Annotated in this window: 22 protein-coding genes, 1 pseudogene and 1 riboswitch; of the genes and pseudogenes, 15 read left to right on the top strand and 8 right to left on the bottom strand. The window is 63.2% G+C overall.

Translation table 11 applies throughout. From position 1 onward, the window contains the following. Positions 1-38: 38 nt before the first annotated feature. Complete coding sequence (locus BJ6T_RS32190) at positions 39-383, top strand: DUF1491 family protein (RefSeq protein WP_028169736.1); 345 nt, start codon at positions 39-41, stop codon at positions 381-383. Here the strand turns inward: BJ6T_RS32190 and BJ6T_RS32185 are convergent. Then, on the bottom strand, positions 380-1354 hold the full coding sequence (locus BJ6T_RS32185) for a DUF2336 domain-containing protein (RefSeq protein WP_014496747.1): 975 nt from the start codon (positions 1352-1354) through the stop codon (positions 380-382). The two genes, BJ6T_RS32190 and BJ6T_RS32185, sit on opposite strands and share 4 nt — an antisense overlap. A 255-nt stretch (positions 1355-1609) precedes the next feature. Between BJ6T_RS32185 and BJ6T_RS44035 the strand changes: the two genes are divergently transcribed. Both BJ6T_RS44035 and BJ6T_RS32180 read left to right on the top strand, forming a co-directional pair. Further along, positions 1610-1798 (top strand): hypothetical protein, encoded by a 189-nt coding sequence (locus tag BJ6T_RS44035; RefSeq protein ID WP_014496746.1) that lies wholly within the window; start codon positions 1610-1612, stop codon positions 1796-1798. Between the two features lie 15 nt (positions 1799-1813). Beyond that, complete coding sequence (locus tag BJ6T_RS32180) at positions 1814-2575, top strand: hypothetical protein (RefSeq protein WP_014496745.1); 762 nt, start codon at positions 1814-1816, stop codon at positions 2573-2575. Here the strand turns inward: BJ6T_RS32180 and BJ6T_RS32175 are convergent. Continuing rightward, positions 2572-3435, bottom strand: a complete 864-nt coding sequence (locus tag BJ6T_RS32175) for a LysR family transcriptional regulator (protein WP_014496744.1) — start codon at positions 3433-3435, stop codon at positions 2572-2574. The two genes, BJ6T_RS32180 and BJ6T_RS32175, sit on opposite strands and share 4 nt — an antisense overlap. Before the next feature lie 95 nt (positions 3436-3530). Here BJ6T_RS32175 and BJ6T_RS32170 point away from each other — a divergent pair, with 95 nt between their 5' ends. After that, the gene (locus BJ6T_RS32170) at positions 3531-4358 is read left to right on the top strand and encodes an MBL fold metallo-hydrolase (protein ID WP_014496743.1); all 828 of its coding nucleotides are present in this window, start codon (positions 3531-3533) and stop codon (positions 4356-4358) included. A 144-nt stretch (positions 4359-4502) separates the two neighbouring features. Here BJ6T_RS32170 and BJ6T_RS32165 read toward each other — a convergent pair whose 3' ends face one another. After that, the gene (locus BJ6T_RS32165) at positions 4503-5153 is read right to left on the bottom strand and encodes a MarC family protein (protein WP_014496742.1); all 651 of its coding nucleotides are present in this window, start codon (positions 5151-5153) and stop codon (positions 4503-4505) included. 207 nt (positions 5154-5360) lie between these two features. Between BJ6T_RS32165 and BJ6T_RS32160 the strand changes: the two genes are divergently transcribed. The 3 genes and pseudogenes from BJ6T_RS32160 (at position 5361) to BJ6T_RS32150 (ending at position 8885) form a co-directional block, all read left to right on the top strand. Further along, positions 5361-6794, top strand: coding sequence for an outer membrane protein (locus BJ6T_RS32160; RefSeq protein ID WP_014496741.1), 1434 nt, complete (start codon positions 5361-5363; stop codon positions 6792-6794). Positions 6795-6994: 200 nt separating this feature from the next. Continuing rightward, positions 6995-7712, top strand: a pseudogene (locus BJ6T_RS44030) (IS5 family transposase). A 63-nt stretch (positions 7713-7775) separates the two neighbouring features. Continuing rightward, the gene (locus tag BJ6T_RS32150; RefSeq protein ID WP_011085265.1) at positions 7776-8885 is read left to right on the top strand and encodes an IS630-like element ISBj5 family transposase; all 1110 of its coding nucleotides are present in this window, start codon (positions 7776-7778) and stop codon (positions 8883-8885) included. A 47-nt stretch (positions 8886-8932) separates the two neighbouring features. Here the strand turns inward: BJ6T_RS32150 and BJ6T_RS32145 are convergent, their stop codons facing one another. From BJ6T_RS32145 to BJ6T_RS32135, 3 genes are all read right to left on the bottom strand, one after another. Next, positions 8933-10012 (bottom strand): Cj0069 family protein, encoded by a 1080-nt coding sequence (locus BJ6T_RS32145; protein WP_014496739.1) that lies wholly within the window; start codon positions 10010-10012, stop codon positions 8933-8935. 160 nt (positions 10013-10172) lie between these two features. Beyond that, the gene (locus BJ6T_RS32140; protein ID WP_014496738.1) at positions 10173-10580 is read right to left on the bottom strand and encodes a GFA family protein; all 408 of its coding nucleotides are present in this window, start codon (positions 10578-10580) and stop codon (positions 10173-10175) included. 138 nt (positions 10581-10718) lie between these two features. After that, positions 10719-13142: a TonB-dependent receptor gene (locus tag BJ6T_RS32135; protein ID WP_043900278.1), complete on the bottom strand. Its 2424-nt coding sequence runs from the start codon at positions 13140-13142 to the stop codon at positions 10719-10721. A gap of 125 nt (positions 13143-13267) precedes the next feature. Then, a riboswitch (cobalamin riboswitch) is annotated at positions 13268-13475 on the bottom strand. A 231-nt stretch (positions 13476-13706) separates the two neighbouring features. Here BJ6T_RS32135 and BJ6T_RS32130 point away from each other — a divergent pair. The 5 genes from BJ6T_RS32130 (at position 13707) to BJ6T_RS32110 (ending at position 19870) form a co-directional block, all read left to right on the top strand. Continuing rightward, positions 13707-14072, top strand: coding sequence for a hypothetical protein (locus BJ6T_RS32130; RefSeq protein WP_014496736.1), 366 nt, complete (start codon positions 13707-13709; stop codon positions 14070-14072). Positions 14073-14174: 102 nt separating this feature from the next. Continuing rightward, positions 14175-14567 carry a FixH family protein gene (locus BJ6T_RS32125; protein WP_014496735.1) on the top strand — a complete coding sequence of 131 codons (393 nt, stop codon included), beginning with the start codon at positions 14175-14177 and terminating at the stop codon, positions 14565-14567. A gap of 84 nt (positions 14568-14651) precedes the next feature. Beyond that, positions 14652-16085, top strand: a complete 1434-nt coding sequence (locus BJ6T_RS32120) for an efflux RND transporter periplasmic adaptor subunit (RefSeq protein WP_014496734.1) — start codon at positions 14652-14654, stop codon at positions 16083-16085. Further along, positions 16082-19252 carry an efflux RND transporter permease subunit gene (locus BJ6T_RS32115; protein ID WP_014496733.1) on the top strand — a complete coding sequence of 1057 codons (3171 nt, stop codon included), beginning with the start codon at positions 16082-16084 and terminating at the stop codon, positions 19250-19252. Before BJ6T_RS32120 ends, BJ6T_RS32115 begins: the two co-directional genes overlap by 4 nt. 192 nt (positions 19253-19444) lie before the next feature. After that, on the top strand, positions 19445-19870 hold the full coding sequence (locus BJ6T_RS32110; RefSeq protein WP_014496732.1) for a hypothetical protein: 426 nt from the start codon (positions 19445-19447) through the stop codon (positions 19868-19870). A gap of 209 nt (positions 19871-20079) precedes the next feature. Here the strand turns inward: BJ6T_RS32110 and BJ6T_RS32105 are convergent, their stop codons facing one another. Then, positions 20080-20532 carry a MarR family winged helix-turn-helix transcriptional regulator gene (locus tag BJ6T_RS32105; protein ID WP_197538865.1) on the bottom strand — a complete coding sequence of 151 codons (453 nt, stop codon included), beginning with the start codon at positions 20530-20532 and terminating at the stop codon, positions 20080-20082. A 170-nt stretch (positions 20533-20702) separates the two neighbouring features. On the opposite strand from BJ6T_RS32105, the gene BJ6T_RS32100 reads away from it, so the two are divergent. The 3 genes from BJ6T_RS32100 (at position 20703) to BJ6T_RS32090 (ending at position 23809) form a co-directional block, all read left to right on the top strand. After that, the gene (locus tag BJ6T_RS32100; RefSeq protein WP_014496730.1) at positions 20703-21566 is read left to right on the top strand and encodes an isocitrate lyase/PEP mutase family protein; all 864 of its coding nucleotides are present in this window, start codon (positions 20703-20705) and stop codon (positions 21564-21566) included. Between the two features lie 513 nt (positions 21567-22079). Then, the gene (locus tag BJ6T_RS32095; protein WP_014496729.1) at positions 22080-22976 is read left to right on the top strand and encodes a DUF1259 domain-containing protein; all 897 of its coding nucleotides are present in this window, start codon (positions 22080-22082) and stop codon (positions 22974-22976) included. An 86-nt stretch (positions 22977-23062) separates the two neighbouring features. After that, positions 23063-23809: a sulfite exporter TauE/SafE family protein gene (locus BJ6T_RS32090; protein WP_014496728.1), complete on the top strand. Its 747-nt coding sequence runs from the start codon at positions 23063-23065 to the stop codon at positions 23807-23809. Between the two features lie 73 nt (positions 23810-23882). On the opposite strand, the gene BJ6T_RS32085 is transcribed toward BJ6T_RS32090, so the two are convergent. Beyond that, complete coding sequence (locus BJ6T_RS32085) at positions 23883-24821, bottom strand: transcriptional regulator GcvA (RefSeq protein ID WP_014496727.1); 939 nt, start codon at positions 24819-24821, stop codon at positions 23883-23885. Positions 24822-24846: the final 25 nt, after the last annotated feature.

Raw genomic sequence — 24846 nt, 5'->3', positions numbered from 1 at the left:
GCTGGTGCTGATTGCAGCACTGGCCTATCGTGCCCTTCATGCGTTTGAAATCAAACATCTGGGTTTCCGCCTACCTGCGCCGGTGCCAGACCGAGGGCGTGTTCGGGGCGGTGCGCCGTCGCGGTGCCGAGGAGGCGGGGGCGGTATTCGTGAAGGTGTCGCTGCTCGACGGCAATGCGATGCTGTACGCGCCGGCACCGCAGACCGTCTATGACGACGGCCGCCCGGTCGATCGCTTCTTCGTGCCGGTCGCGCAGGAGCCCTTGCCTGAGCACACCATCGAGGAGCGCCTCACCAAGGAAATCCGCTTCGATCCGGATGCCTGGATCGTCGAGACCGAGGACCGCACAGGCCGTCACTTCCTCGAATTGGCGAAGACCTAGCGGTCCGATCCGTCGGTGCCCGTCCGCACCGCAGGCGCCGAGCCTGGCTGCACGCCCGGCCGGGTCTGGTTGGCCCCCGCACGCGCGCGCTGGCGTTCGCTGTCATGCAGCGAGGACTGGTATTTTGCGCGCGTGACCGCGAGCGTCGAGCCGCGCCAGGCCGCCAGCATCACCAGCGCGGAGCGGTCGCTGAGCCGGTCGTAGAGCCGCGACAACCGGTACACCGCATCGACCGACGTGCCGATCTCCGGCTTGAAGAACAGGAGGATGCGCTGGAAGTTCGGGCTCGGCATGTCGAGCGCCCGCGCGGCGACCGCAAGCGCTTCGCCGCCGGCATCGTCGACGATCTGCGCTGCGACGCGCGAGGGCAGGATCAGGCTGTCGCCGAGTTCGTAGGTGAAATTCTCGACATCATTGGCGATTGCCGCCATCTCCAGGATCTGGATCGCGCGCTTGGCGCGCACGGTCGGAATCCGCGGCGCGGCCTTGAGCGGGGTCTGCGCCAGATTGTACAGGACCAGCGCGCGCTGGGTCGCATCCGCGCGGAAGAACATGTCGTGGATCTCGGCCGCTTCCTTCGGCTGCATCGCCATGTTGGCGGCCATGCGCAACTCGGCGTCGGTCGGCGTGCGAGCAGGTGAAGCCGCCTGCGGGGAGTTGCGAATTTCGCGCGCGAGCGGAACCCTGCGGCCTTCCTGGGTCGCAACCAGCCCGAGTTTCTGCAGGACCGGGACGGGCGTCTGCGGATAGATCGCAAGCTTCGCCTTGACGGCCGCGCGCGTCGCATCGTCGACCTGATCGATCAGCCGCGTCGCAAGCTCGATGAACTGGCGCTGCTCGTCGTCGCTGTGGGTGGGGGCCTGGACATAGAGGTCCGTCAGCACGCGCAGCAGCGTCGGGCGAACATCGACGCCTTCGCGACGGGAGAGGCTCATCAGCCCGTCGAATCCGGGAAACAGCGACTTGGTCATGGAGAGATACGCGACCTGGAAAAGATACTCGTCCGCGAGCCTAACGCGGGTTCCTTTAAAGGCTCGTTAAGGAAAACGAGGCGTGAAGTCGACCCCATCATTTCAGGTGTTGTCGTCCCGCAACGGGACGCGGGAGGCCGCCCGTGAAGTTACGGTCCGGAAGGCGCGTTTACACCCCGTTAACCATGAACTGATCTTAATGAACGCACGTTGCACCAGTGCGCTCGGTCGCGCGGCAATTGATAGAGAGCTGATATGGGGACCATTATCGAATTTCCGGCCGGTCGCCGGGCAGGCTCGTCGGGGGATGCCACGCCGCGTACGGAAACGGGAACGATTCTGATCCTCCCCGTGATCCGCATCGAGCGCCAGACGGAAGAGACGAGCGGCGATCGCGGGCCGGAGCAGGGCACAGCGCCGGGGCGCCGTCGTCGTCGCCGCTAGCATCCGGCCTTTGCAATGCCGGATGCCATCCGCCAGATCCGGCCCGTCGTAACGGCCGTCCTTCTTGCACTCGTTGGTGCGACGCTCGGCGCGTGCAGCGGCGGCGATTTCGGCCGCACCCGCGCTGACATGCGCAGCGACGACATGCACCGCTGGCTCGGCGCCGAGGCCACCGGCAGTCTCGGCCTGAAGTCGTCCCAATTCCAGCTCACCGACGCGGAGCGCCAGCTTCGCGATCTCGCCTATCCCATGATCGAGCCGCCGCTGTCGCGGCCGGCCTGGAAGAGCGTATTCGGCGACTACAGGGCGCTGCCGTCGCCCTGGCAGCAGAAGGTCGTGTTCGACCGCACCATGTATGGGCGTACGCTGATCGACGAGCCGCATCGCTCGCATTCGTCGCGCTATGCGCAGCTGATCGAGGACGTCCGCAACGACATCACCCGCTTCGAGCCGTTCTTCGCCTCCGCGATCCGCGTCATCGATCTCGACAGGAAGCGCGATGCCAGCATGACGCGCGTCTCCGAGCTCTCGCCAAGGGAGAGGGACGATGCGGTCGCGCGGATGCAGGAGAACTCGCTGATCGTGCAGTGGGTGCAGCAGTGCCTGGAGCAGCGCGTCTCCTCCTACCGTTGGGCGCTTGAGCGCCTGGTGATCCAGGCGCCCGACGGTATGGCGGCCGATGCCGACCGCCTGATCGGCGAGCTCGCAGCCCAGACCGCCAATCCGCCGGTCATGAGCCAGCCGCCCTACGGGCGCGCCGTGGTCACGAAGGGCTAGGACTTCCTGCGCTTGTTACGCCGTGGATCGATCCGATCCGGCTTGCGCCGCTGCTTCTGAAGCTTCCCGACAAACTCCTTCAGCGCATCCGCCAGCGGTACGGATGCGCGGTAGGCGAGGCCGACCTCGCGCCGAACCTTGACCTCGATCTCGCGCACGGTGACGTCGGGATTGCCGCGCGCCGCGCCTTCCGGGACGATGGCAATGCCGACGCCGGCCGCGACCAGCGCCATCGCCCAATCCTCCGATTGCGCGATCGCCGCGGTCTGCCTTCGTTGTGAACTCCGACCGAAGAACTCGCTTTGCTCGCAATGGCAGCGGTCGATCAGGGGGACGCCGGCGAGATCGGCGGTCCGCAGCTTCTCCTTCAGCGTCAGCGGATGCGAGGGCGGAAGTGCGGCGACATAGCGCTCGCTCCACAGCGCGACGAAATGCTCGTCGGCGCGGAGCATGCTCTTCGAGATGATGCGCGCATCGGCGCGCTCGTCGCTGCCGACGAGGCGGAGCGCGATGTCGGCGCGCGCCGTCAGCGGCTTCAGCAGCGCGATCGTTCGGGGGACGTCGAGCGTGCGCATCAGTCCCAGCGTCACCGTGGTCTTCGTATTCGGTTTCCTGAAGAGGCTGCGCGCGGCGTCCGCCTCGTCGATGATGCGGCGGGCCAGCGCATGAAACTGTTCCGCCGAGGCGGTCGGCGCGACGCCCTTCTTGTGCCGGATGAACAGCGTGGTGCCGAGCTCGGCCTCCAGATGGGTGATCGCGGTCGAGATCGACGGCTGCGACACGAAGCATGCGCGCGCGGCTGCGGTCAGATTGCGCTCGCGGTAGACGGCGGCGAAGTAGCGAAGCTCGCGGATGTCCATAGGACTAGCCTAGAGATAATATCACTATTCGATATTTTACCTATGGATCATCAGGTGGCAAGAACGCTTCCGCTCACAACAGGCAGGAACGCGCGATGAAGATCCACCATCTCAACACCGGCACGATGTGTCCGATCGGCCGCCGGCTGGTGAACGGCACCGGCAGCCTGTTCCAGCGCGCCCGCCTGGTCTGCCATTGCCTGCTGATCGAGACCAATGACGGCCTCGCTCTGGTCGACACCGGCATCGGTCTCGGCGATATCGCAGCGCCCGATCGGCTGGGTGATCGATGGCTGCGCCAAACCGCGCCAAGGCTGGATCCGGCGGAGACGGCGGTCGAGCAGGTGAAGGCGCTCGGCTACTCACCCGGCGATGTGCGCCACGTGCTGCTGACGCATCTCGACCGCGACCACGCGGGCGGCGTGCCGGACTTTCCCCATGCCGCGATCCACGTCCACCGCGCCGAATACGACATGGCGGTGCTGCGCAAGCCCGCGCCGCCCGAAGGGCGCTATGTCACGGGGCAGTGGAGCCGTGGCCCGGACTGGACATTCTATGGTGAGGCCGGCGAGGACTGGTTCGGCTTCAAGGGCGTGCGTGCGCTCGGCGACAAGGAAGCCGGCATCCTGATGATCCCGCTCGCCGGCCACACGCTCGGCCACTGCGGCATCGCGGTGCGATCAGGTGACAAATGGCTGCTGCATGCCGGCGACAGCTATTTCCACCACGCCCAGCTCGCCCCATCGCCGCGCGTGCCGTTGATGCTGGGTTACTTCCAGCGCCGCGGCGACATGGATCGCAAGATGCGGATCGCCAATCAGGCGCGGCTGCGCGCGCTGAAGCTCAACCACGGCGACCGCGTGAGCATCGTCAACAGCCACGATCCCGTCGATTACGAGCGCTGCCGGTGCGGGACGCACTAAGCCGTGTACGCGGCGTCATGTGACTGGTGACCACGTCCGCTTTGCTCCCATAGCGACCAAGTTCGTGCGGCAGCGCAGTATGTCGCGATGGGCCAACAGGCGACATTCACGAGATGGTTGAACCGGATTGTGCCCGTCGTCGTGCTAGTGCAGCGACGACATGCCGTGGCTCACTAAGGCCTCGATCACGCCATCAAACGCCAGCCCGACGCCCATGGCTGCGACAAAGAAGCCAACAATCCGTGTGGCCGCATCGATCCCGAGCCGGCCCAGAGCCCGCGTCAGCTTCGCCGCATAGGCAAGACATAGGAAGGTGACTAGCATTGTGGCAACGATCGCAGCCGCGATGGCCATGAATGAGGCAAGCTCATTTGAGGACTTCTTGATCGTGGACGTCATACCGAGGATGGTGGCGATCGCGCCAGGTCCGAACATTAGCGGCATTGCCAGTGGCACAAAGGCGCCGTCGGTCCCATTCGCCTCCGCCGCGGGTCTCGCCATCCCGCCGGATGAAGGAGAGAAAAGCTCAAACCCGATCTTCATAAGGATTAATCCTCCGGCAATACGGACCATGCTCAGGGGCACGTCAAACAACCGCAGCAGGAACGTGCCAAAGACCAGGAAGAAAAAGCAAAGAAGCAGAGCGTAAAGGCAAGATCTCCGGGCAACCGATCGGTGCGCCACGTTGTCCTTGCCGGACAGCATCGCTAGGTACACAGGTAGAACCTCAAACGGATTAATAATCGCCAGTAAGGTTGTGAACGTGCCGACGAATAGCGAAAATTGTTGCGTCATTTGGCCTCCCAAACCCCTTTGAGGAGCTAATTTCGCGATGACGTGATGCGGCGTTTCGCAGCATCTGTTTGGACGCAGTCTCGCCCAATACGGCAAATCGGATTTTTCGCGGGTGTGGCCCGTGAGAGACAGCGGAAAGCAACGCTTTATAGTTGAATGGGGCTACGGGAAAAAATGGCAGTATCGTTACCCTGTTTTGGGGGCGTCATGAAGCCGTTCCTTGGAAGCGCTGCACTGCTCGCAATCTGTGTGAGTGTCACCGCGCGTGCCGCGGATATGCCGGTGAAGGCTGCGCCGCTTCCCTCGCCAACGTACAATTGGTCGGGGTTTTATCTCGGCGCAAATCTCGGTGGGGCGTGGACCAACGGGAGCCTGAATATTCCAGGCAACAATTTCTATGGCGGCATCACCGAATTCATCGGTGGCGTTCAGGCCGGCTACAATTTCCAGGTCGGTCATCTCTTGTTTGGCGTGGAAGGCGATTTCGATGGGGCGACCTTTGGCCATCCTCCGCTTCCGACACCTACCCTCGGCACCGTGAGGCAGAACTGGATTGGAACGATCGCAGGCCGCGCCGGCCTCGTACAGGACGAGTGGCTCTTCTATGCCAAACTTGGCGGCGGCTGGGTGCATAGCAATGCCACGCTGAGCTTCCCCGGCGTCAACTGGCAGGGGTCCAACACCAGCGCCGGTTGGCTGGCAGGAGTGGGTGTCGAGTACGGCTTCAAGCCGAATTGGACGCTCAAACTCGAATACGACTACATTGGGCTAGGAAACTGGACTTCGCCCACCGTCCCGCCGATCCAGCTGAACCGCGACCTTCAAATGGTCAAGCTTGGCGCTAACTACAAATTTGAGCGTGGCCTTCCCGATACGGTCACGCCGAGAGCCGGGCATTCTGCGGAACCTTCCGAAGACGAAGACCTCGCCAAAAAATCGCAGAATCCCATCGCCGATCTTGTCAGCGTCCCGTTCCAGAGCAATACGAACTTCAACGCGGGGCCGTTCAACCGCACCCAGGAAGTTCTCAACATTCAGCCAGTCATACCGCTGCGCATCAACGCGGACTGGAACGTGATCTCGCGCACCATCATGCCCGTCGTCAGTCAGCCCAGTCCGTTCTTCAACAACAACACGAATGGAATTGGCGACATTACTCAGCAGTTCTTTTTCACCCCCACTCATCCAGGCTCACTGATTTGGGGCCTCGGCCCCGTGTTTACAGTTCCGTCTGCGACCGATCCTATTCTTGGACAGGGGAAAGTTCTGCTCGGTCCCACAGCCGTCTTCCTGACAACGCCCGGACACTGGGTGATCGGCGTGCTCGTTAACAATCAATGGTCAGTCGGCGGCGATCCACTGCGCCAGAGCGTGAACCAATTTCTCGCGCAGCCATTTGTCAATTACAACATGGCGCACGGCTGGTTCCTGACAAGTTCACCAGTGATCACCGCGAACTGGTTGGCAGCATCAGGGCAGCAGTGGACCGTACCGGTTGGTGGCGGTGTTGGTCGAATCTTCAAGCTCGGCGACCAGCCTGTGAGTGCGTACATATCCGGCTACTACAACGTTGTTCGTCCAACCGGCACGCCAAATTGGCAGTTGCGGGCCGAATTGTCTCTGCTCTTCCCCGAAAGGTAAGAGGTCGGCTTTGGGTCATTTTCGACGGTTTCGGCGGGGTCGTCGGTCGGTTGATGTCCGCTTCTACCCCCGTAAGCGTCCAGCCGGGGCTTGCCCGGAAGCGTTGCGCCTGGCTAGACCCCGTGATTCAAGCATCCAAACTGGGGGCTCGAATCGTGCGCTACGAATTCGCCGATTATGAATGGATTGCCATCAAGCCCATGCTGCCGAACAAGCCGCGCGGCGTTCTTCGGGTTAGCGACCGTCGTGTCCTCAACTGCATCTTCTGGGTCTTGCGCTCTGGAGCACCTTGGCGTGATCTGCCCGAGACGTTTGGTCCGTACACCACATGCTACAACCGCTTCGTCCGTGGCGGCGGGCTGGTGTCTGGGGCCGCATCATAGACGCGCTTGCTGCTGCCTACGATGCCGCTGTCCAGATGATCTACACCTCGATTGTCCGCGTGCATCAGCATGGAGCCTGCATCACTGGGAATCGGCGCCAATCGATGGGAAGTGTCACGCGGCGGCTTGACGAGTAAAATCCACGCGGTGGTCGATCGCAATGGTTTGCCGGTACGGTTGGCGTTGAGCCCCGGCGAGGCCCACGACGTTCGACTTGCCGGAAAACTGCCTCTCGCCTGAAGCCCGGGTCAATGCCGCTTGCCGACCGTGGCTATGACGCCGACTGGATAAGAGAGCTGGCCGTGAAAAAGGGGGCGTGGGCCAGCATCCCCCGAAAAGCAATCGCAGCGATCCGATCTGCTTCAGCTCGTACCTTTATCGCGCTCGCAACCAGGTCGAACGGTTCTTCAACAGGATCAAACAATGTCGTCGTGTGGCGACGCGCTACGACAGGCTTGCGGGAAACTACCTCGCCTTCGTCCAACTCGCATCTATCCGGTTACGGCTGGCGGCGCGTTATGAGTCCACGCCCTAGTCATCTGGAACGGAAGTTCGTGACATTAGTTGATCGCTCGGATCTCTAGAGAGGAGAGCGCTCGTGGCGAATGCAGGTGTGAAAGGCCGGCCGATCGCGCCGTTGGTGCTGAGTTCGCAGGAGCGGGCGTACTTGGAGAGGCAAGTTCGTCGTCATCGTGTAGCCCGATCGCTATCTGAGCGATGCCGCGCGATCCTGCGGTGTGCAGATGGTCTGCCAAGCAAGTCTGTGGCTGCCGAACTTGGCATCCATGAACACACCGTCGGCAAGTGGCGCCGCCGATTCTTGAAGGATCGTTGTGATGGCCTGCTTGACGAAGCCCGCCCGGGCCGCCCTCGAACCATCGACGATGATCAGGTTGCCGAGGTAATCGAGCGGACATTGCGTACGACGCCGCCCGACGCAACGCACTGGTCGATCCGCTCGATGGCTGCGGATACTGGCTTTTCTCACACCACGATCCGCCGAATGTGGACGGCGTTCGGCTTGCAGCCGCACCGCAGCCAGACATTTAAACTATCGAGCGATCCGCTATTCGTCGATAAGGTGCGCGATATTGTCGGGCTTTATCTGTCGCCGCCTAACCGAGCCGTTGTCCTCAGTGTCGATGAGAAAAGCCAGATCCAGGCACTCGATCGCGAGCAGCCGGTCTTGCCGATGATGCCTGGGGTGCCGGAACGTCGCACGCATAGCTATGTGCGGCATGGTACGACCACGCTGTTTGCCGCGCTCGATGTCGCTTCCGGCTTCGTCATTGGCAAATGCTACAAGCGCCATCGGGCGCTCGAGTTCTTGAAGTTTCTCAAAGAGATCGACGCTCAAATCCCTGAGGGGCTCGCTGTCCATATCGTCATGGACAACTACGCTACCCACAAGACCCCCAAGATTAAAGCGTGGCTCGCTCGCCGGCCGCACTATCATGTCCACTTCACGCCGACTTCCGCGTCGTGGATCAATCAGATCGAGCGCTGGTTCGCTGAACTCACCAGAAAGCAGATCCGGCGAGGTGTTCACACCTCCGTCAGGCAGCTCGAAGCCGACATCCGTACCTTCATCGAATTGCACAACAACAACCCGAAGCCCTTCAAATGGACCAAGTCCGCAGACCAGATCTTGGCTTCCGTCAAACGCTTTTGCCACAAAGCCCAGCAGACTTTATGTGGCGAACTTTAGATTCATGTGACTAGTGTTGGATGCTATCGGGGTATCCTGCCGTCCCGTTATGCGCCCGAACGCACTGCTTGAGTCCGGAGCAAGCGGTGCTTCACCGTTCGCGCGATGGCGGCCGGCGCGTCGTCGGGAATCGCGAAGCAGGAGCTCGCGTTGATTTCGCACAGGACGTAGGTGTCGGTACCTGCGGCGTCGCGGGGCCCGTACAGGAAGTCCGCGTCCCAGATCGCCGGCAGCGACGGTTCGTCGATGCCGAGCGTGTCCATCAGCTGCGGCGTCCATTGGTCCTCCATCGATCTTCGGAGCGCCTGGAATTGCGAAGCGTCGGGTCCGTGCATGATCCGCGGACCCGGCTGCGCCTCGGGTGCGTCGGGGCCTTCCGGCGGCGGCGGGATCAGGGCCTTGATCAATTGATGCCCGAAGCCCGCGACCTTGGCGCCGCTCATGTAGCAGCGGATCATGCCGTCGGGCAGGCGGGGTTGGAACGCCTGGTCGATGACGCAGCCGCCCCATCCGAAATACGGTTCGCAGCGGGCGAGGAAGGCATCGAGCGGCATGTCCTCGGGCAGGCTGCCGCGTTGCGCATGCAGCACGCGAACCATGCCGTCCGCGTTGGGCAGGGCCTCCACCTTCCACACCCCCTGGCCGCCATTGCCGCGATTCTGCTTGAGCACGCGCGGACCGTTCGCCTGAAGGCGCGCGGGAAATTCGTCGCGGAAGCTTGCGGCGGTGTCATAGCGATGCGTGTCGGCTCCCCAGCCGAGATGACGCGTTCGGTAGAGCACGTCCTTGACGCCCATCTTCAGGATCACGTCGGGATGGGCGCTCACCCATGGTCCCTGCGCCGCAACCTCGCGAAGCAGCGGGTCGAGGGCTTCGCGCGTCTTGCCCTGATGGATCGGATCGACCCAGACGAGCACGCCATCGACGGCGAGCAGCTGATCGCGGACGGCGTCGGCGAAGATCTCGTCGTAGATCACCGGCCGGGCGTCGATGCCGACCACAGCGAGTGCTTCGAAAACGCGGACGAAGCGGCTGTTTTGCGCCGTCGCGTCCCGGCGCGCGGCAGCGTCGCCGCGGGAGAGGATGGCAACGGTATGGCGGAGAGGAGAGTGGCGTTCGGTATCCATGCGCAAGCTCCACGAATGGCGTGCTGCGCAGAGCTTGGACCGAGGTCTCACGGGGAGTCTGCTTCGTCCCCACGCCGATCAATCTACGTGAGATCATCCGGTCGTTGCAAGATGGTGTTTGTGCGGTTCCATCTAGACGGCGAACGCTTCGCGCGCGCTGCTACGGTGGCGGAGGATAGCGGTCGAATGTCGGCAGTTCGTGCGCGCGCTCCATCCATCCAAGGCGCTCTGCGACCTGGATGTGCATCGTCGCCGGTACGGCATCGGGATCGTCGTAGGTCGCGCTCTGGACGTCGATGACCCCGGGCAACATGTCGGCATTGACATAAAACAGGCCGGTTCCGCAGTCGCTGCAAAAGTGCCGCCGGGCATGTTCCGAGGACTGATACACCTTGGGCTCGCCCTTGGTCACCTTGACGGCATCGTCCGCGTACATCGTCCAGCCGACGACGGGAGCGCCCGCGTGAAGCCTGCAATCGCGGCAGTGACACAGCGCATGCACGATCGCTTCGCCCTCGACCTGATAGCGGATCGCGCCACAGTGACAACCGCCGGTGATGGTGCTCATGCGTTCCTCCCGATGGCAGGCAGGTTTCGTTGATCGATAGCTCTCCAGACCTGCGGCTTCAACGGCGCAATCGATTTGCGATTGCGTCCTACTGTCGCGTGACAGCTCCCGCCACTGCGAGGGCAAGGTGATCCGCGACTACCATTTGAACGAAGCTGCGACCTCGTAGCTGCGCGGCGCGCCCAGGATGATCTGGTCGGTGTACCCGGGATCGCCCCAGGCGGCGTAGAGCTTGTTGGTCAGGTTCCTCACGCGAAAGCTGATCCGGGTCTGGTCGACGGTCGGGAAGTACGCCTTTGGAATATCGACGAACGCGTATGCGTCGAAGATCGTGTAGGCGTCCATCGTGACCAAATTGTCCTGGAAGTTGAAGCGGTCGCCGACGTGACGGACGAGGCCGCCGATCTCCACCGGCAGTTTCGTGTCGAAGCGGTAGGAGGCTCCGGCGTTGGCGATGAAGTTGGGAACGTTGGGCGGCGTCTTGCCCGAATAGGACTGGAAGTCGCCATTGCCGTCGACATAGGTGAAGTCGATGAAGCGCGACTGCACGAAGGCGACGTTGCCCCACAGCTTCAGGCCTGCGACCGGATTGACCGCGGCGGCAATCTCGACGCCCTTGGAGGCGATCTTGCCGGCGACGTTGAAGAGGATGCCGCTTTCGGGGACGTAGACGTTCTTGCGCTCGATGTCGAAGGCCGAGAACGTGGCCTCCGCGCGCTTGTCGGCCGACAGCAGCTTCACGCCGGTCTCGTAGGTCCGCGACGTCGTGAGCAGCAGTGGCGTCGTGGGCCTGAGGATGAAGATGTTCGCCACCGTCGGGTCGGCTGCCGTCGCGTACTGGCTGTAAAGCATTACGCCGGGCGCGATGTCCCAGGTGTAGCCGATGCGTCCGGTGACCGGATTGAACGTCTTGGAGAAAGGATAGTTGGCTTTCAGGAGGCCATTCTCGTCGAAGCGGGTCCGCGATAGCTCGATATTCTCAAAACGGATGCCGCCGATCAGCGCGAAGGTCGAGGTCAGCTTGAGCCGGTCCTCGAACGACAGCGAGGTGGTGTCGAGATGGGTGTAGATCTTCTCGTCGCTGCGCGGGCCGTAGAGGCCGCGATCCGGGTTGAGGAGGTCGACGTAGTCGTTGAAGAACAGCGTGTCCTGCGAGACGTTGAACTGGTTGCTGCTCGCCGCCACGGTGGCGACGAAGCGATTGTCCATTCCGCCGAGACTGGAATTAACGGTGAGGTCGGTGATGTTGCCGTAGAGTCGCTGGGCGTGATCCAGCGCCAGACGTTCGCGATAGATACTCTGCGCGCCTGCGAAATTGCCTACGGTCTGGTCGAACGACGAAATCTCGTTGTTGAACCAGTGCCGGTGGGCGTCATAGCCATAGACCTGGCTTTTCAGCGAGACGTTGTTGGTGATGTCCCATTGAAAGCCGCTGCGTAGCCAGAGCTCGCCAGCGCCGCTGTGATTGTCGAGAACGTTGTAGTTCGTGGTCAGCGTGCGCGCGTCGATGGTGACAGGTACCGGCGTGCCGCCGCCGAGGTAATAGTTGCTCCACCGACCGGACACGATGCCGTTCGTCGGCACGATGCCCGGCGCGTTCGCGGGCACCAGCGGTGTTCCCCAGTAGAAGCGGTCGTTGTCCTGCCTGTATTCGGCCGCGCCCCAGATCTTCAGGTTCTCGTTGACGCGATAGTTCAGCTGGCCCGAAACGTTGCTGAGCTTCGAATAGGTGTCGTCGATAAAGCCCTTGTTGTTGAAATGGCTGATGTCAAAGCGGTAGTCGAGGCCGTTGATCAGCGTGCTGCCGCCCGAGCCGTAACCGGCGCGATAACCGTTGAAGGAATCGTAGGACGTGAAGGCGTCGTTGATAATAGGCCCGGTATGCGGCACCTTGTTCACGTAGTTGATGGCGCCGCCGGTCGCGCCGAGGCCCGCCACCAGCGAGTCCGGTCCCTTGATGATCTCGACCTGCTGGAGGCCAGCCACGTCCATGGGACGGCCGGTCATGGTCGACGGCCCGATCGGGATGCCGTTGTAGAGCGTGGAGATCTGGTCGCCGGAAAAGCCACGCATCGAGAAGATGGCGGGCGCGCCGGGCGCATCGCCGCCGATGACGCCGACCGCCGCCTTGGCGACGTCGGTCGTGGTCCTGATGCCGAGATCCTCCATCGTCTTCTGACTGATGACCTCGACGGTCGCCGGCATTTCCCGCGCCGTGATGCCGAGCCGGGAGCCGACGTCGGTGACGGCGGCCGTGTTGAGCGGCGTCTGCACCGGGCCGCTCGGAGCTTGCGTGGCCGGAACGGCGACAGCAGGGGCGCCACGATTGCGTCCCGCGGCGCGCCGGGCCGCGCGCGGCTTCTGGGTGCCGGGGCTTATGGCGGGAGCCTGTCTCTGAGCAGGCGGGGTGACGATCACCGGGCCAACCTCCCGGGAGCGGTTGTCCTGCGCCGCGCTTTGCGCGAGCGCCGCGGACCACAAGGACACCGACGAGAGCAGGGTAATCAGGAAAGCACGCGACAACGCTGGCCTCGCGCCAGCACGGAAATAAAGATTTTGCATGACAACGCTCTGCGGCGACGCAAACAAACCGTCACCGCGGTTGCCTTAGTCATCCACCTTCGCCCCAGGCGGCGGATGCACCGGCTACTTGTCCGACATCAGGGCACCCCGCCCAATGCGTTCGCGCGTGACCATGGCTGGTAGCAGGTTTCCTGGCTCGCGGGTCATCGCCTTCGACCACCTTCCCAGAGGCCCAAGCGGGGCTCCAGTGGTTCGTTTGGTCGTCGGCTATCCGCCTACAGTTGCGGGGGCAGCCGCGGAATTGCCCACTGAGGTGGACGCACCGCATTCCCTTGAAGAGCCCTTGCGGGCACTACCGATCACGAAACTGGCATCCGGGGATGGGCGCGTCAACATCCCCGCGGGCTGCTGGACGGACCGGTCGGTCGATGGCGGCCTTGTGTTGCCGATTTGCACGATAGTCCGAGGGACCGCGACGAAACGTCCAACCCGGCCTCCGGACGAGCCTGGGTAACGAACGCTTGACCACGATCAATGACTGCCTTTGGTGTCCGAATATGCTACTGAGACCGAGTTCCGGCCCGACAAGGTAAGTCGATATTGATGCAGTTCGTCCGTACCATCCTGGCAGTCGCCATCGCCATCTCCCTGGCGATGCTGCCGGTTGGCGCGTCCGCGGCGAACCTCGCAATGTCGTCGGATGGCATGCAGACGGCCATGCACATGAGCGGCGACGCCGCCATGTCGATGGACGATTGTTGTCCCGACATGAAGGGAACGGGCTCCCATAGCGGCGACTACAAGTGCGGGATGGGCTTCTGCTGCGTCGGCGGGACCATCGCGCTCGGTGATGTCAGGCCTGTGGCGTTCGAACGTCTCGCCGTCGTGGCCAGCACGATGGCTATTCCCCCGGATCAGGTCGTTTCCTTCCGTGGCGGCAGTCCTCCTTTCCGACCTCCTCGAATCTGATCTCGCAAAGCCCGAGACGCGAGCGGCATGCCTGCTCGCGACGACGACTGACGTGCGCGCTTCACGCGCCACGGCGAAAGATCAATTCATGAGGACAGGACAATGCTTTCCAAAATCAGCACCGCGGCTCTCGCCGCCACCCTTTCGCTTGCCGCGTCCGCCGCGATGGCGGGCGCGGGCGACTACGCCTTCGAGCCCGTCACGCCGCAGATGAAGAAGGGCGAAGACGTCACGCTCGCCGTTCGGCTGACGAACAAGCAGACCGGCAAGCCGATACCGGACGCGGTCATCTTCAAGACCCGCCTCGACATGGCCCCGGACGGGATGGCCGAGATGGAATCGGCGGTCGCGCCGCTGCCGTCCAGGGAGCCGGGTGTGTACGCCTTCAAGACGGACCTGCCGATGGCTGGCCGCTACCAGATGACGCTGTCCGTGAAGGTGCAGGGCGAACCGGAGACGGTCACCGGCAAGGTGATCGTCACGGCGGTCAAGTGAGCGTTCGGGCGCTGCCCGGCGGCGCCCGACATTCCCCATTTTCCTTCACACGGACGCGCGCTCCCGGGCGCGCGGATACACGACATGAAAACGCTGCGTCTCCTGACGGCACTTGTGCTGGGCGGCGGCCTGGTCCTGGCCGGCGACTACTGGCATTCGAACGGTGCGGGCTGGCTCGCTGAGGCCGACATGACATCGGCTGCGGCTGCCGCGGAGCGAACGCCGCTCTACTACCGCGATCCAAGCGGTGCGCCGCTCTGGTCCGCGGGTCCGAAGAAGGACGACCGCGGGCGGGACTATCTGCCGGTCTACGACGACGATGGCGCGGCCGTCGCGCCGGCGCCGCCGAAGGCGCAGGCGGCTTCGCCGCGAAAAATCCTCTACTACCGCAATCCCATGGGGCTGCCCGATACGTCGACCGTCCCAAAGAAAGATCCGATGGGGATGGACTATGTCGCCGTTTACGAAGGCGACGACGCCGACGACGGCACGGTGAAGCTGTCGCCCGGCAAGATCCAGCGCGCGGGCGTGAAGTCCGAGCCCGTCGCGCGGCGCTCGATCCGGGTCTCGGTGAAGGCGCCCGGCACGATCCAGCTCGATGAACGCCGCGTGTCGGTGATCGCGATGCGCGCCGAAAGCTTCGTGCAGAAGGTCGCCGACGTGACGACCGGCACGCGCGTGAAGGCCGGCCAGCCGCTGATGGAGATCTACAGTTCGGCGGTGGCGTCCGCGGCGGCGGAATATCTCGCGACGATCACCTCCAAGACGGTCGGCGGTGTCGAGATGTACGGCCGCGGCTCGCGGCAGCGGCTGGTCAATCTCGACGTTCCCGAGTCCGTCATCGCGGAGATGGACAAGACGCGCACCGCGCCCGTGTCCATACGCTGGTCCGCGCCGCGCGACGGGGTCGTGCTCGAACGCAACGCGATCGAAGGGATGCGGGCCAATCCCGGCGACGTCCTGTTCCGGATCGCGGACACCTCGGTCGTCTGGGCGCTGGTCGACGTGGCCGAGCGCGATCTCGGCAACATCGCGGTGGGGCAGTCCGTCGCGGTGCGCGCGCGCAGTTTCCCCGGCCGAAGCTTCACCGGGACAATCGCCGTCGTCTATCCGCAGGTGAACCGCGACACGCGAACCGTTCGCGTCAGGATCGAGCTTGCCAATCCGGACGCTGTGCTGCTGCCGGACATGTACGTCGATGCGGACATCGACACGGCCGATGCCGCGCCCGTCCTGGCGATACAGGACAGCGCGGTGCTCGACACCGGCAGCCGGCAGGCCGTCCTCGTCGACAAGGGGGAAGGGCGCTTCGAGCCGCGGGAAGTCAAGCTCGGCCGTCGCGGCGGCGGTTATGTCGAGGTGCGCCAGGGTCTCGCGGACGGCGAGGCGGTGGTGACTTCCGCCAACTTCCTGATCGATGCGGAAAGCAACCTGAAGGCGGCGCTGAAGGGTTTTGGCGAGGCGGCGTCCCAGGCCTCCGACGCCGGCCCTGGCGATGCAACGGGAGATCGCAAATGATCGCCCGCATCATCGCCTGGTCGGCGCGCAATCTGCTGCTCGTGCTGTTCGGGACCGGCTTCGCGGCCGCCGCCGGCCTCTATGCCCTGGTTCACCTTCCGCTGGATGCGATCCCGGATCTCTCGGATACGCAGGTCATCGTCTACACCGAGTATCCCGGTCAGGCGCCGCAGGTGATCGAGGATCAGGTCACCTATCCGCTGACGACGGCGATGCTCACCGTGCCGAAATCGAAGGTCGTCCGCGGCTTCTCGTTCTTCGGCGTCTCCTTCGTCTATGTGATCTTCGAGGACGGCACCGACATCTATTGGGCGCGGTCGCGCGTCATGGAATTCCTGAACGGCGCGGCGTCCAGGCTTCCCGCCGGCGTCACCCCGACCATCGGGCCCGACGCGACCGGCGTCGGCTGGGTCTACCAATACGCCGTCATATCGAAGGAATTGAACCTGGCGGACACGCGCACGATCCAGGACTGGAATCTGAAATTCGCGCTGGCCAAGGCCGAAGGCGTCGCCGAGGTCGCCAGCGTCGGCGGCTTCGTCAAGCAGTACAACGTGGTCCTCGACCCGCAGCGGATGCGCGACCGCGGCATCAGCATGCAGAAAATACGTGAGGCGATCCGCTCCAGCAACGCCGACGTCGGCGGCCGCACCGTCGAGCTCTCCGAGTTCGAATACGTCATCCGCGGCAAGGGCTACATCAAGAGCATCAACGATCTCGGCAACATCGTGCTGAAGACGAGCAACGGCACCCCGGTGCTGCTGCGGGACGTCGCCAGCGTCGAGCTCGGGCCCGACGAGCGGCGCGGCATCGCCGAATTGAACGGCGAGGGCGAGGTCGCAAGCGGCATCGTGCTGCAGCGGTTCGGCGTCAACGCCCTCGACGTCATCGAAAACGTCAAGAAGCGCTTCAGGGAGATCGCGAGCAGCCTGCCGAAATCGGTCGAGATCGTGCCGGTCTACGACCGGTCGAACCTGATCTATGCGGCCATCGATACCCTCAGGCATACGCTGTTTGAGGAGAGCATCGTCGTCGGGCTCGTCTGCATCGTGTTCCTGCTGCATGTCCGCAGCGCACTCGTCGCGATCCTGATGTTGCCGGTCGGCGTGTTGATGGCGTTTGGCGCCATGAAGCTGCTCGGGCTGGGATCGAACATCATGAGCCTCGGCGGCATCGCGATTGCCATCGGCGCCATGGTGGACGCCGCCATCGTCATGATCGAGAACGCGCACAAGCACCTCGAACGGGCGAGGCCCGATCAGTCGCGCGTGCAGGTCCTGATCGACGCGGCATCCGAGGTCGGCCCCGCGCTCTTCTTCAGCCTGCTGATCATCACCGTGTCGTTCATGCCGATCTTCACGCTGGAATCGCAGGAGGGCCGATTGTTCAGCCCGCTGGCGTTCACGAAGACCTTCTCGATGGCCGCAGCGGCCCTGCTGTCCGTCACCCTGGTGCCGGCGCTGATGGTGATCTTCGTCCGCGGCAGGATCGTCCCGGAGAGCAGGAACGTCATCAATCGCGTCCTGATCTGGGTCTACCGTCCCGTGATCAAGGGGGTTCTGCGCGCCAAGACGCTGGTCATCCTGGCTTCGCTCGTCGTGCTTGCGGTGACGATCTGGCCGGCGCGCCAGCTCGGCACCGAGTTCATGCCGGCGCTGAACGAGGGAACGCTGCTCTACATGCCAACGACGCTGCCCGGCATTTCGGTCACCAAGGCGGCCGAACTGATGCAGATGCAGGACCGCATCATCAAGTCGTTCCCGGAGGTCGCTTCGGTCTACGGCAAGGCGGGACGAGCCGCCACTGCGACCGATCCCGCCCCGACCGAGATGTTTGAGACGGTCGTCAACCTGAAGCCGAAGGAGCAGTGGCGTTCCGGCGTTACCGTCGACAGTCTCATCGCCGAGATGGACAAGGCGTTGCAGTTTCCGGGCGTCTCCAACGCCTGGACCATGCCGATCAAGGCGCGCATCGACATGCTCTCCACCGGAATCCGCACGCCGGTCGGCGTCAAGGTCATGGGCACGGACCTCGCCGAGATCGACCGGCTCGCGAAGCAGATCGAGCGCGTCATCAAGACCGTGCCCGGCACGTCGTCGGCCTACGCCGAGCGCGGCATCGGCGGCTATTATCTCGAGATCGTTCCCGACCGTGAGGCGCTCGCCCGTTACGGCATCCTGATCCAGGACGTCCAGGACACCATCGCGGCCGCGCTCGGCGGTCAGACGGTCACGACGACCGTGGAGGGACGGCAGCGGTTCACGGTGAACATGCGCTATCCGCGCGACCTCCGCGACAATCCCAAGGCCATCGCCAGCGACATCCTGGTGCCGATGCCGTCGGGCGGCGCCGTGCCCCTCGGCGAGGTGGCGAAGGTCGAACCCGCGCGCGGGCCGACGTCGATCCGGACGGAGAACGGCCAGCTCGCGACCTACATCTATGTCGACATCCGGGATCGCGACATCGGAAGTTACGTCGCTGACGCGCAACGCGCCGTGACGGAGAGCATCCGGTTTCCAGCCGGCACCTACGTCGTGTGGAGCGGCCAGTATGAATATCTGCAGCGCGCGGCCGCCCGGCTGAAGATCGTCGTGCCCGTGACGCTCACGATCATCTTCCTGCTGCTGTACCTGAACTTCCGGGCGATGACCGAGACCCTGATCGTGATGCTGTCGCTGCCGTTCGCGCTGGTCGGCGGCATCTGGATGATGTGGTGGCTCGGCTTCAACCTGTCCGTTGCCGTCGCGGTCGGCTTCATCGCGCTCGCAGGCGTCGCCGCCGAGACGGGTGTCGTCATGCTGATCTACCTCGATCACGCGCTGGCCGAGGTGAAAGCCAGGTGCAGCGCCGAGGGGAGGCCACTGACGCGCCGGGATCTCCACGATGCCATCATGGTGGGCGCGGTCGAGCGCGTGCGGCCCAAGATGATGACGGTGGTTGCCATCATGGCCGGTCTGCTGCCGATCATGTGGAGCACCGGGGCCGGATCGGAGATCATGCAGCGCATTGCGGTGCCGATGATCGGCGGCATGACGTCATCGACACTGCTGACGCTGGTCGTAATCCCTGCAATTTTCGGCTTGGTGAAGGGACGGGGGCTTCCATCGGGCGAGCGATCGGCTCCTGCCGATGAATGGACCGGGCGCGTTTCGCAAGCCGCCGAATAGGGGGGAGCGGAGGTCGTCTTTCATGGCGACCTTCGCTCCACCATGAGAAAACCCGCGGGGGGATTGGGTGCATCGCCTTGGGAACTGCAACATCAGTTGTCCACACCCACGACACGCAGTACCGAATTGCGGATCCGACCCACTAGCGATCGATAATTTGCCAACGCTGTCGGGCGCAGCTTTGGTGGCGGCATGGGCACCAAATCGCGGGAAGTCATCTGGAGCGGCCGGATCATGGGGGCGGAGATTTCCGCCAGGCACGCCCGCCAAGAAGCCAGGAAGGCGGTCCGTGCGGCCGATCGGGCTGAAGCCGAGGCCTGGTCGGTCCGCATGGAAGGCTATGGTGGCCCCTCGCAGCCGTCTCCGACGATCGCGCAATGCCTCAACGGCGGCATGGGCTGGCTCGAGGTCGAGTGCAACAGGTGCAAGGCGCGCGCGAGCCTGCCGCTCGATGCGATCCGCCGCCCGCGCGATACGCCGATCTGGAAGCTGGAAGCCTCGCTCAAGTGCCGGTCATGCCGAAAAGGGCGTTCCGCACCGCCCGTCCACATGATCAAGCTGACCGCGACGCAAAGCATCACGCCGTACAAATGGGTGCATCCGACCGAAGAGCGCTAGTTCAGGCGAGTCCCGATCATCAACCTGCGACGGGCTCACGTTAGCTGCTGCAAGGAACTGGACGACGTCCGCACGGGGCAATTGCTGACATTGCGAGAGCGAGGGCCGTCGTCTACTCTGGATCAAAAGCTGCCGTCGCGCAGCAGGCGCGGTAGGCCCGCTATCGGCCAATTGCTGGCATTCAAACTGAAATTAGTCCTACGGAATTCTCACGATTTTCGGCTGCGCGGCATTGCCGCCTTGGAATAAGCTGTGATGCGGTCGAGCAACGCCCCGGCTTTGATCAGGTCCGAGCGCTCGCTGGCTGTGAGGCATGCATCCATGGCTTCGGTGAGCCAGCGCTCGCCGCGGGCGCGGCTGTCATCAAGAAATCGCCGCCCCGCTGAACTAAGCCGAAGCCTAACCTTGCGCCGATCCTTCGTGTCCGGCGTGCGCACGATCAGCTTGCGCGCTTCGAGGGAGCGCAGCGCTGCAGCAAGATTTGAAGAGCGCATGCCTTCATCGGCCGCGAGCACCGAAGGTGTGGCCGATTCGACGTGGCGGTCGATCGCACCCAGCACCAGCAACCGCGCCCAGGATCGATCGTCCGCGGTGGCTTCATTGCGCAACCGGCGGGAAGCGTCCATCAACTGCCTTCGCAATTGCGTGATGTCGAGGTTCAAGCGTTGAATTTTCATATTGCTACTATCAAATAGCTATTGACGGATAGCAATAGAGGCCATGAGCAATCTGTTGAATGCTTCCGCGCAGGAGGACTGCGGCGCTGGCCGCCTCCGGGCAATCGTGACGATCGCAGCCACCTCATCATCCAAAATCAGTTGAGGAGATCACGATGACATCCAAAACTCTTAGAAGGTTGATCGAGGAAAAGCCGTTTGTAACCTGTCCCGGTGTCTTCGACCTGGTCTCGGCTAAGTTCGCCGATCGCACCACGGCCGACGCGCTTTACATGACAGGCTATGGGGTCGTGGCGTCTTACCTCGGACTGCCTGATGCCGGTCTAGCGACCTATTCGCAGATGCTGGACCGCGTGCAGATTATCGCCCAAACCGTGCACAAGCCGCTGATCGCCGATGGCGATACCGGGTACGGCGGTCTGCTGAATGTTCATCATACGGTCCGCGGCTACGAGAAGGCCGGAGCCGCGGCGATCCAGCTTGAAGATCAGCAGAACCCCAAGAAATGCGGCCACACGCCGAACCGGCACGTGATCTCCGTCAAGGAAATGGTCAACAAGTTGGCCGTCGCCAACGATGCGCGCTCGTCGAAAGATTTCCTAATCATCGCGCGCACGGACGCTCGCACGCAACTCGGTCTCGATGAGGCGATCCGCCGTGGCGAAGCCTATGCTAAAGCCGGGGCCGACATCATTTTCATCGAGAGTCCGGAGTCAGAAGCGGAGATGCGAAAGATCGGAATGGCCTTGGACGTGCCGCTAGTCTCGAACCAACTACACGGGGGCCGGACCCCCATTCTCAGCCAGGATAAACTTAGGGAAATCGGTTACCGGATGGCTATTTATCCGACGGCCGGCCTGCTCGCCACCGCTTATGTTCTGAACAACATCTATAGTGCGCTGGCCGAAGATAAGCCGGTGCTGGAGCCGCTCTATGACTTCAACGAGTTCAGCTCGTTGATTGGTTTTCAGGAGGTGTGGGCTTTCGAGAAGAAGTACGCCTCACTGGAAGCGGATTGAGCCGCGATTTGGCCGATACATCTGGAAGTCAACCGGAAGTGTATGACCGCACGACGATCACGCGCGGCGCAAAGCATCACGCCGTACAAATGGGTGCATCCGACCGAGGAGCGTTAGCGAACGATCCGGACCCGATTGGAACCCGGCTCGCGTTCGCCGAGGGCAAGTTGTCGTGCAATCGACTTCGTTCCATTCGATCGGCGAAATCCTCGTGCCGTGCCTCGATGATCTCTGCGTTCCCCAAAATGAGCAGATTGACAGTTCGGCCATCTGGGCTTTAATTGGCCGCTACGGGGATGTGCGATCTCCCCGTGAGGCGACATGCCCAAGTATCGCGTCCTTAATCACCAAGGGCGCAGCATGTTAGCACCATACCCCTCCATTTCTTCCGGCAAATTATCTGGACCGATCGGTACGGCGAATGCGCCGGCGCTTATCGATGCGCGCATTGACGAGGTCGTCTCAGCCGATCCCCGGCGCCGTGCGGCGCTCGCATCGCTTAGGAGCACATCAATGAGAAACACACTCTTCGCGTTCATCGGTCTCGGCGCGTGCCTCCTTGGCTCGGTCTCGGAGGCTCAAGCGCAGAACGTCGACTGGCAGAAGGTTGACGAGACGCTGGGCCGCAAGCCCGCCGTCTCGGACGACGTCCACCGCTACGGCTTTCCCCGCAGCGATCTCTCCGTGACGTTGGACGGGGTGACGATCAAGCCGGCGCTGGCGCTCGGCGGCTGGGTCGCGTTCAAGCCTGCGCACGGCGGCGCCATGGTCATGGGCGACCTCGTGCTGCTCGAAACCGAGATCAATCCCGTGATGGCAAAGATGATCGCGAACGGGCTCGAGATCACCGCCATCCACAATCATCTGCTGCGCGCCAGTCCGGCGACGTTCTACATGCATGTCGCCGGGCACGGGGACCCGGTCAAGCTCGCCTCTGCGATCCACGATGCACTTGCCGAAAGCAAGACTCCGTTGACCGTCGCAGCGCCGGCGAGCCCGGCGCCCGCCGTAGACCTCGACACCGCGAAGCTCGACCAGATCATCGGCAGCAAAGGCCAGGCCAACGGTGGGGTCTACCAATTCAACGTGAAGCGACGTGATCCAATCACGCAGGACGGCATGCCGTTGACCCCCGTCGCTCCCATGGGCGTTGCGATCGGTATCAACTTCCAGCCGACCGGGGGCGGGAAGGCGGCCATCACGGGCGACTTCGTGCTGACGGGCAACGAGGTCAACCCTGTCATTCTGGCGCTGCGCACGCACGGCATCGAGGTGACCGCGCTGCATAGCCACATGCTGGATGAGCAGCCGCGACTTTTCTTCATGCACTTCTGGGCGAACGACGACGCCGTCAAGCTCGCCGAAGGCTTGCGCGCGGCCTTGGACAAGACTGCCAGCACGAAGAGTTGAGCCAAAGATTGCGGGGACCCGCGACCTCCCCGTCAGATGGATATCCATCCAAGTGCTCGCCTGCATTGTTCTTGGGGAGACGACCCATGGAGGTACCTGTCTTCGCTCTCTTCGCACTTGCCGCGCTCGCTGGCGGCTTCGTCAGCGGCTTTTCCGGATTCGCCATGGGCCTCGTGGTGTCGGGCGTATGGCTGCACATCATCACGCCGATGCAGACCGCTACCTTGATCGCAGGCTACGGCTTGCTCACGCAGGGCTACGGCATCTTCAAGCTGCGACATGTCCTCGACCTTCGGAAGGCTTGGCCGCTCTCGCTCGGAACTGTCATCGGCATCCCGATCGGCGTCAGCATTCTCGCTTGCCTGAACCCCGGCTACCTCCGATTTGGTGTGGGGGTTCTGCTGGTGCTCTACGCAATCTATGGCCTGACGAAGCCCGTATTCGCTCCGGTGAAGATCGGAGTCGGGGCCGATATCGCCATTGGCGTCTCCAACGGCTTGCTTGGCGGCCTGACCGGGCTCGGCGGCGTCATCTCGACGATTTCCTGCCAATGGCGTGGCTGGCCCAAGGACATGCAGCGCGCGGTGTTTCAGCCAGTGCTGTTCGTGGCGTTCGTTGTCATCTCGAGCTCTCAGGCCGTAGCCGGTACCATTACGAAGGAAACGCTGACGCTGTACGCATTGGGTGTTCCCTTCATGGTCGCTGGCCTTTGGTCCGGCTTCAAGCTTTTCGGCAAGATCAACGACGAGACCTTCCGCAACACGGTGCTGGCTCTCTTGCTGCTCGCGGGATTGTCACTGGTGGCGTCAGTGGTGCAACTCGCACTCCGATAATGTCAGTTGCCTCAATATGAAGAACCCGTGGCGGATTGCTCCGCGCGTAAGAAAATCGCCGGAAACGAGGGCCTTATCGCCGCTTCGCAGCCTTTGAAGTCCCGGTGACGGATTTAAGCAGGCGCAGGTCGCTCGCGGCCTCCGCGAGCAGCCAGTCACGAAATGTCGCAATCTTCGGAAGTGACGCGGTCGCTTTGGGGCAGACGATCCAATAGCTCTTCGACAATGGCACCGACTCCGGGAAGGGCAGTGCCAGCCGTCCATTGATCAGGTCCCAGGCCCCTAACGTCGTGCGGGCGAGGGCGATGCCCTGGCCGTTGATTGCGGCATCGATGACCATGCTGGCGCGATTGAGCACCGGACCATGCGTGACATCGGCGTCGTCAATGCCGACGCCACGTAGCCAATCTGCCCAGTCGGATCTGCTGTCGAGGTGGATCAGGGGAAATCTCAGGATATCCGCGACCCCGCCGATGCGGCGGCGTCCCGACAGCAGCTTGGGACTGCAGACGGCGAAGAGCCGTTCCGTGCAGAGCCTTGTGGCATCGAGGCCCGGCCAGTTTCCATCGCCATGGCGGACCGCAAGATCGACCTCCTCACGCGCAAAATCGACGTGATGCATCGTTGCCGAGACGCGGAGATCGATTCCCGAATGCGCTTCCGCGAAATGGCCGAGGCGATGCACCAGCCATTTGGCGGCAAAATCCGGGGACGTGCTGACCGTGAGCACGCCTGCGTTCTGTCGCTGCAACAGCCGCTCCGTACCCGCGGCAATTCGGTCCAGCGCATCGCGTATCACCGCGAGATAGTCGCGGCCCGCTTCCGTGATGATCAGGCGCTGGCGCTCGCGGCTGAACAGCTTGATGGCGAGCTCCGTTTCCAACGCCTTGACCTGATGGCTCACCGCACCTTGCGTGACGCACAGCTCTTCGGCGGCCCGCGTGAAGCTCTCGTGGCGGGCTGCGGCTTCGAAGGCCTTTAGTGCGTTCAGCGGCGGCAAACGCGGGCGCATGACGAACCTTCCTGAGGGACTTCAT

The organism is Bradyrhizobium japonicum USDA 6 (assembly GCF_000284375.1).
GTDB lineage: Bacteria > Pseudomonadota > Alphaproteobacteria > Rhizobiales > Xanthobacteraceae > Bradyrhizobium > Bradyrhizobium japonicum.
Note: the sequence above shows the minus strand (reverse complement) of the source record. Positions and strands in the feature narration are given on the sequence as shown.

Coding starts and splice junctions, on each gene's coding strand:
- BJ6T_RS32120 (WP_014496734.1), top strand. CDS start 14,652: ATGAAAACGCTGCGTCTCCTGACGGCACTTGTGCTGGGCGGCGGCCTG.
- BJ6T_RS32190 (WP_028169736.1), top strand. CDS start 39: ATGCGTTTGAAATCAAACATCTGGGTTTCCGCCTACCTGCGCCGGTGC.
- BJ6T_RS32180 (WP_014496745.1), top strand. CDS start 1,814: ATGCCGGATGCCATCCGCCAGATCCGGCCCGTCGTAACGGCCGTCCTT.
- BJ6T_RS32085 (WP_014496727.1), bottom strand. CDS start 24,821: ATGCGCCCGCGTTTGCCGCCGCTGAACGCACTAAAGGCCTTCGAAGCC.
- BJ6T_RS32145 (WP_014496739.1), bottom strand. CDS start 10,012: ATGGATACCGAACGCCACTCTCCTCTCCGCCATACCGTTGCCATCCTC.
- BJ6T_RS32160 (WP_014496741.1), top strand. CDS start 5,361: ATGAAGCCGTTCCTTGGAAGCGCTGCACTGCTCGCAATCTGTGTGAGT.
- BJ6T_RS32140 (WP_014496738.1), bottom strand. CDS start 10,580: ATGAGCACCATCACCGGCGGTTGTCACTGTGGCGCGATCCGCTATCAG.
- BJ6T_RS32130 (WP_014496736.1), top strand. CDS start 13,707: ATGCAGTTCGTCCGTACCATCCTGGCAGTCGCCATCGCCATCTCCCTG.
- BJ6T_RS32090 (WP_014496728.1), top strand. CDS start 23,063: ATGGAGGTACCTGTCTTCGCTCTCTTCGCACTTGCCGCGCTCGCTGGC.
- BJ6T_RS32125 (WP_014496735.1), top strand. CDS start 14,175: ATGCTTTCCAAAATCAGCACCGCGGCTCTCGCCGCCACCCTTTCGCTT.
- BJ6T_RS32175 (WP_014496744.1), bottom strand. CDS start 3,435: ATGGACATCCGCGAGCTTCGCTACTTCGCCGCCGTCTACCGCGAGCGC.
- BJ6T_RS32100 (WP_014496730.1), top strand. CDS start 20,703: ATGACATCCAAAACTCTTAGAAGGTTGATCGAGGAAAAGCCGTTTGTA.
- BJ6T_RS32185 (WP_014496747.1), bottom strand. CDS start 1,354: ATGACCAAGTCGCTGTTTCCCGGATTCGACGGGCTGATGAGCCTCTCC.
- BJ6T_RS44035 (WP_014496746.1), top strand. CDS start 1,610: ATGGGGACCATTATCGAATTTCCGGCCGGTCGCCGGGCAGGCTCGTCG.
- BJ6T_RS32115 (WP_014496733.1), top strand. CDS start 16,082: ATGATCGCCCGCATCATCGCCTGGTCGGCGCGCAATCTGCTGCTCGTG.
- BJ6T_RS32110 (WP_014496732.1), top strand. CDS start 19,445: ATGGGCACCAAATCGCGGGAAGTCATCTGGAGCGGCCGGATCATGGGG.
- BJ6T_RS32170 (WP_014496743.1), top strand. CDS start 3,531: ATGAAGATCCACCATCTCAACACCGGCACGATGTGTCCGATCGGCCGC.
- BJ6T_RS32135 (WP_043900278.1), bottom strand. CDS start 13,142: ATGCAAAATCTTTATTTCCGTGCTGGCGCGAGGCCAGCGTTGTCGCGT.
- BJ6T_RS32095 (WP_014496729.1), top strand. CDS start 22,080: ATGAGAAACACACTCTTCGCGTTCATCGGTCTCGGCGCGTGCCTCCTT.
- BJ6T_RS32165 (WP_014496742.1), bottom strand. CDS start 5,153: ATGACGCAACAATTTTCGCTATTCGTCGGCACGTTCACAACCTTACTG.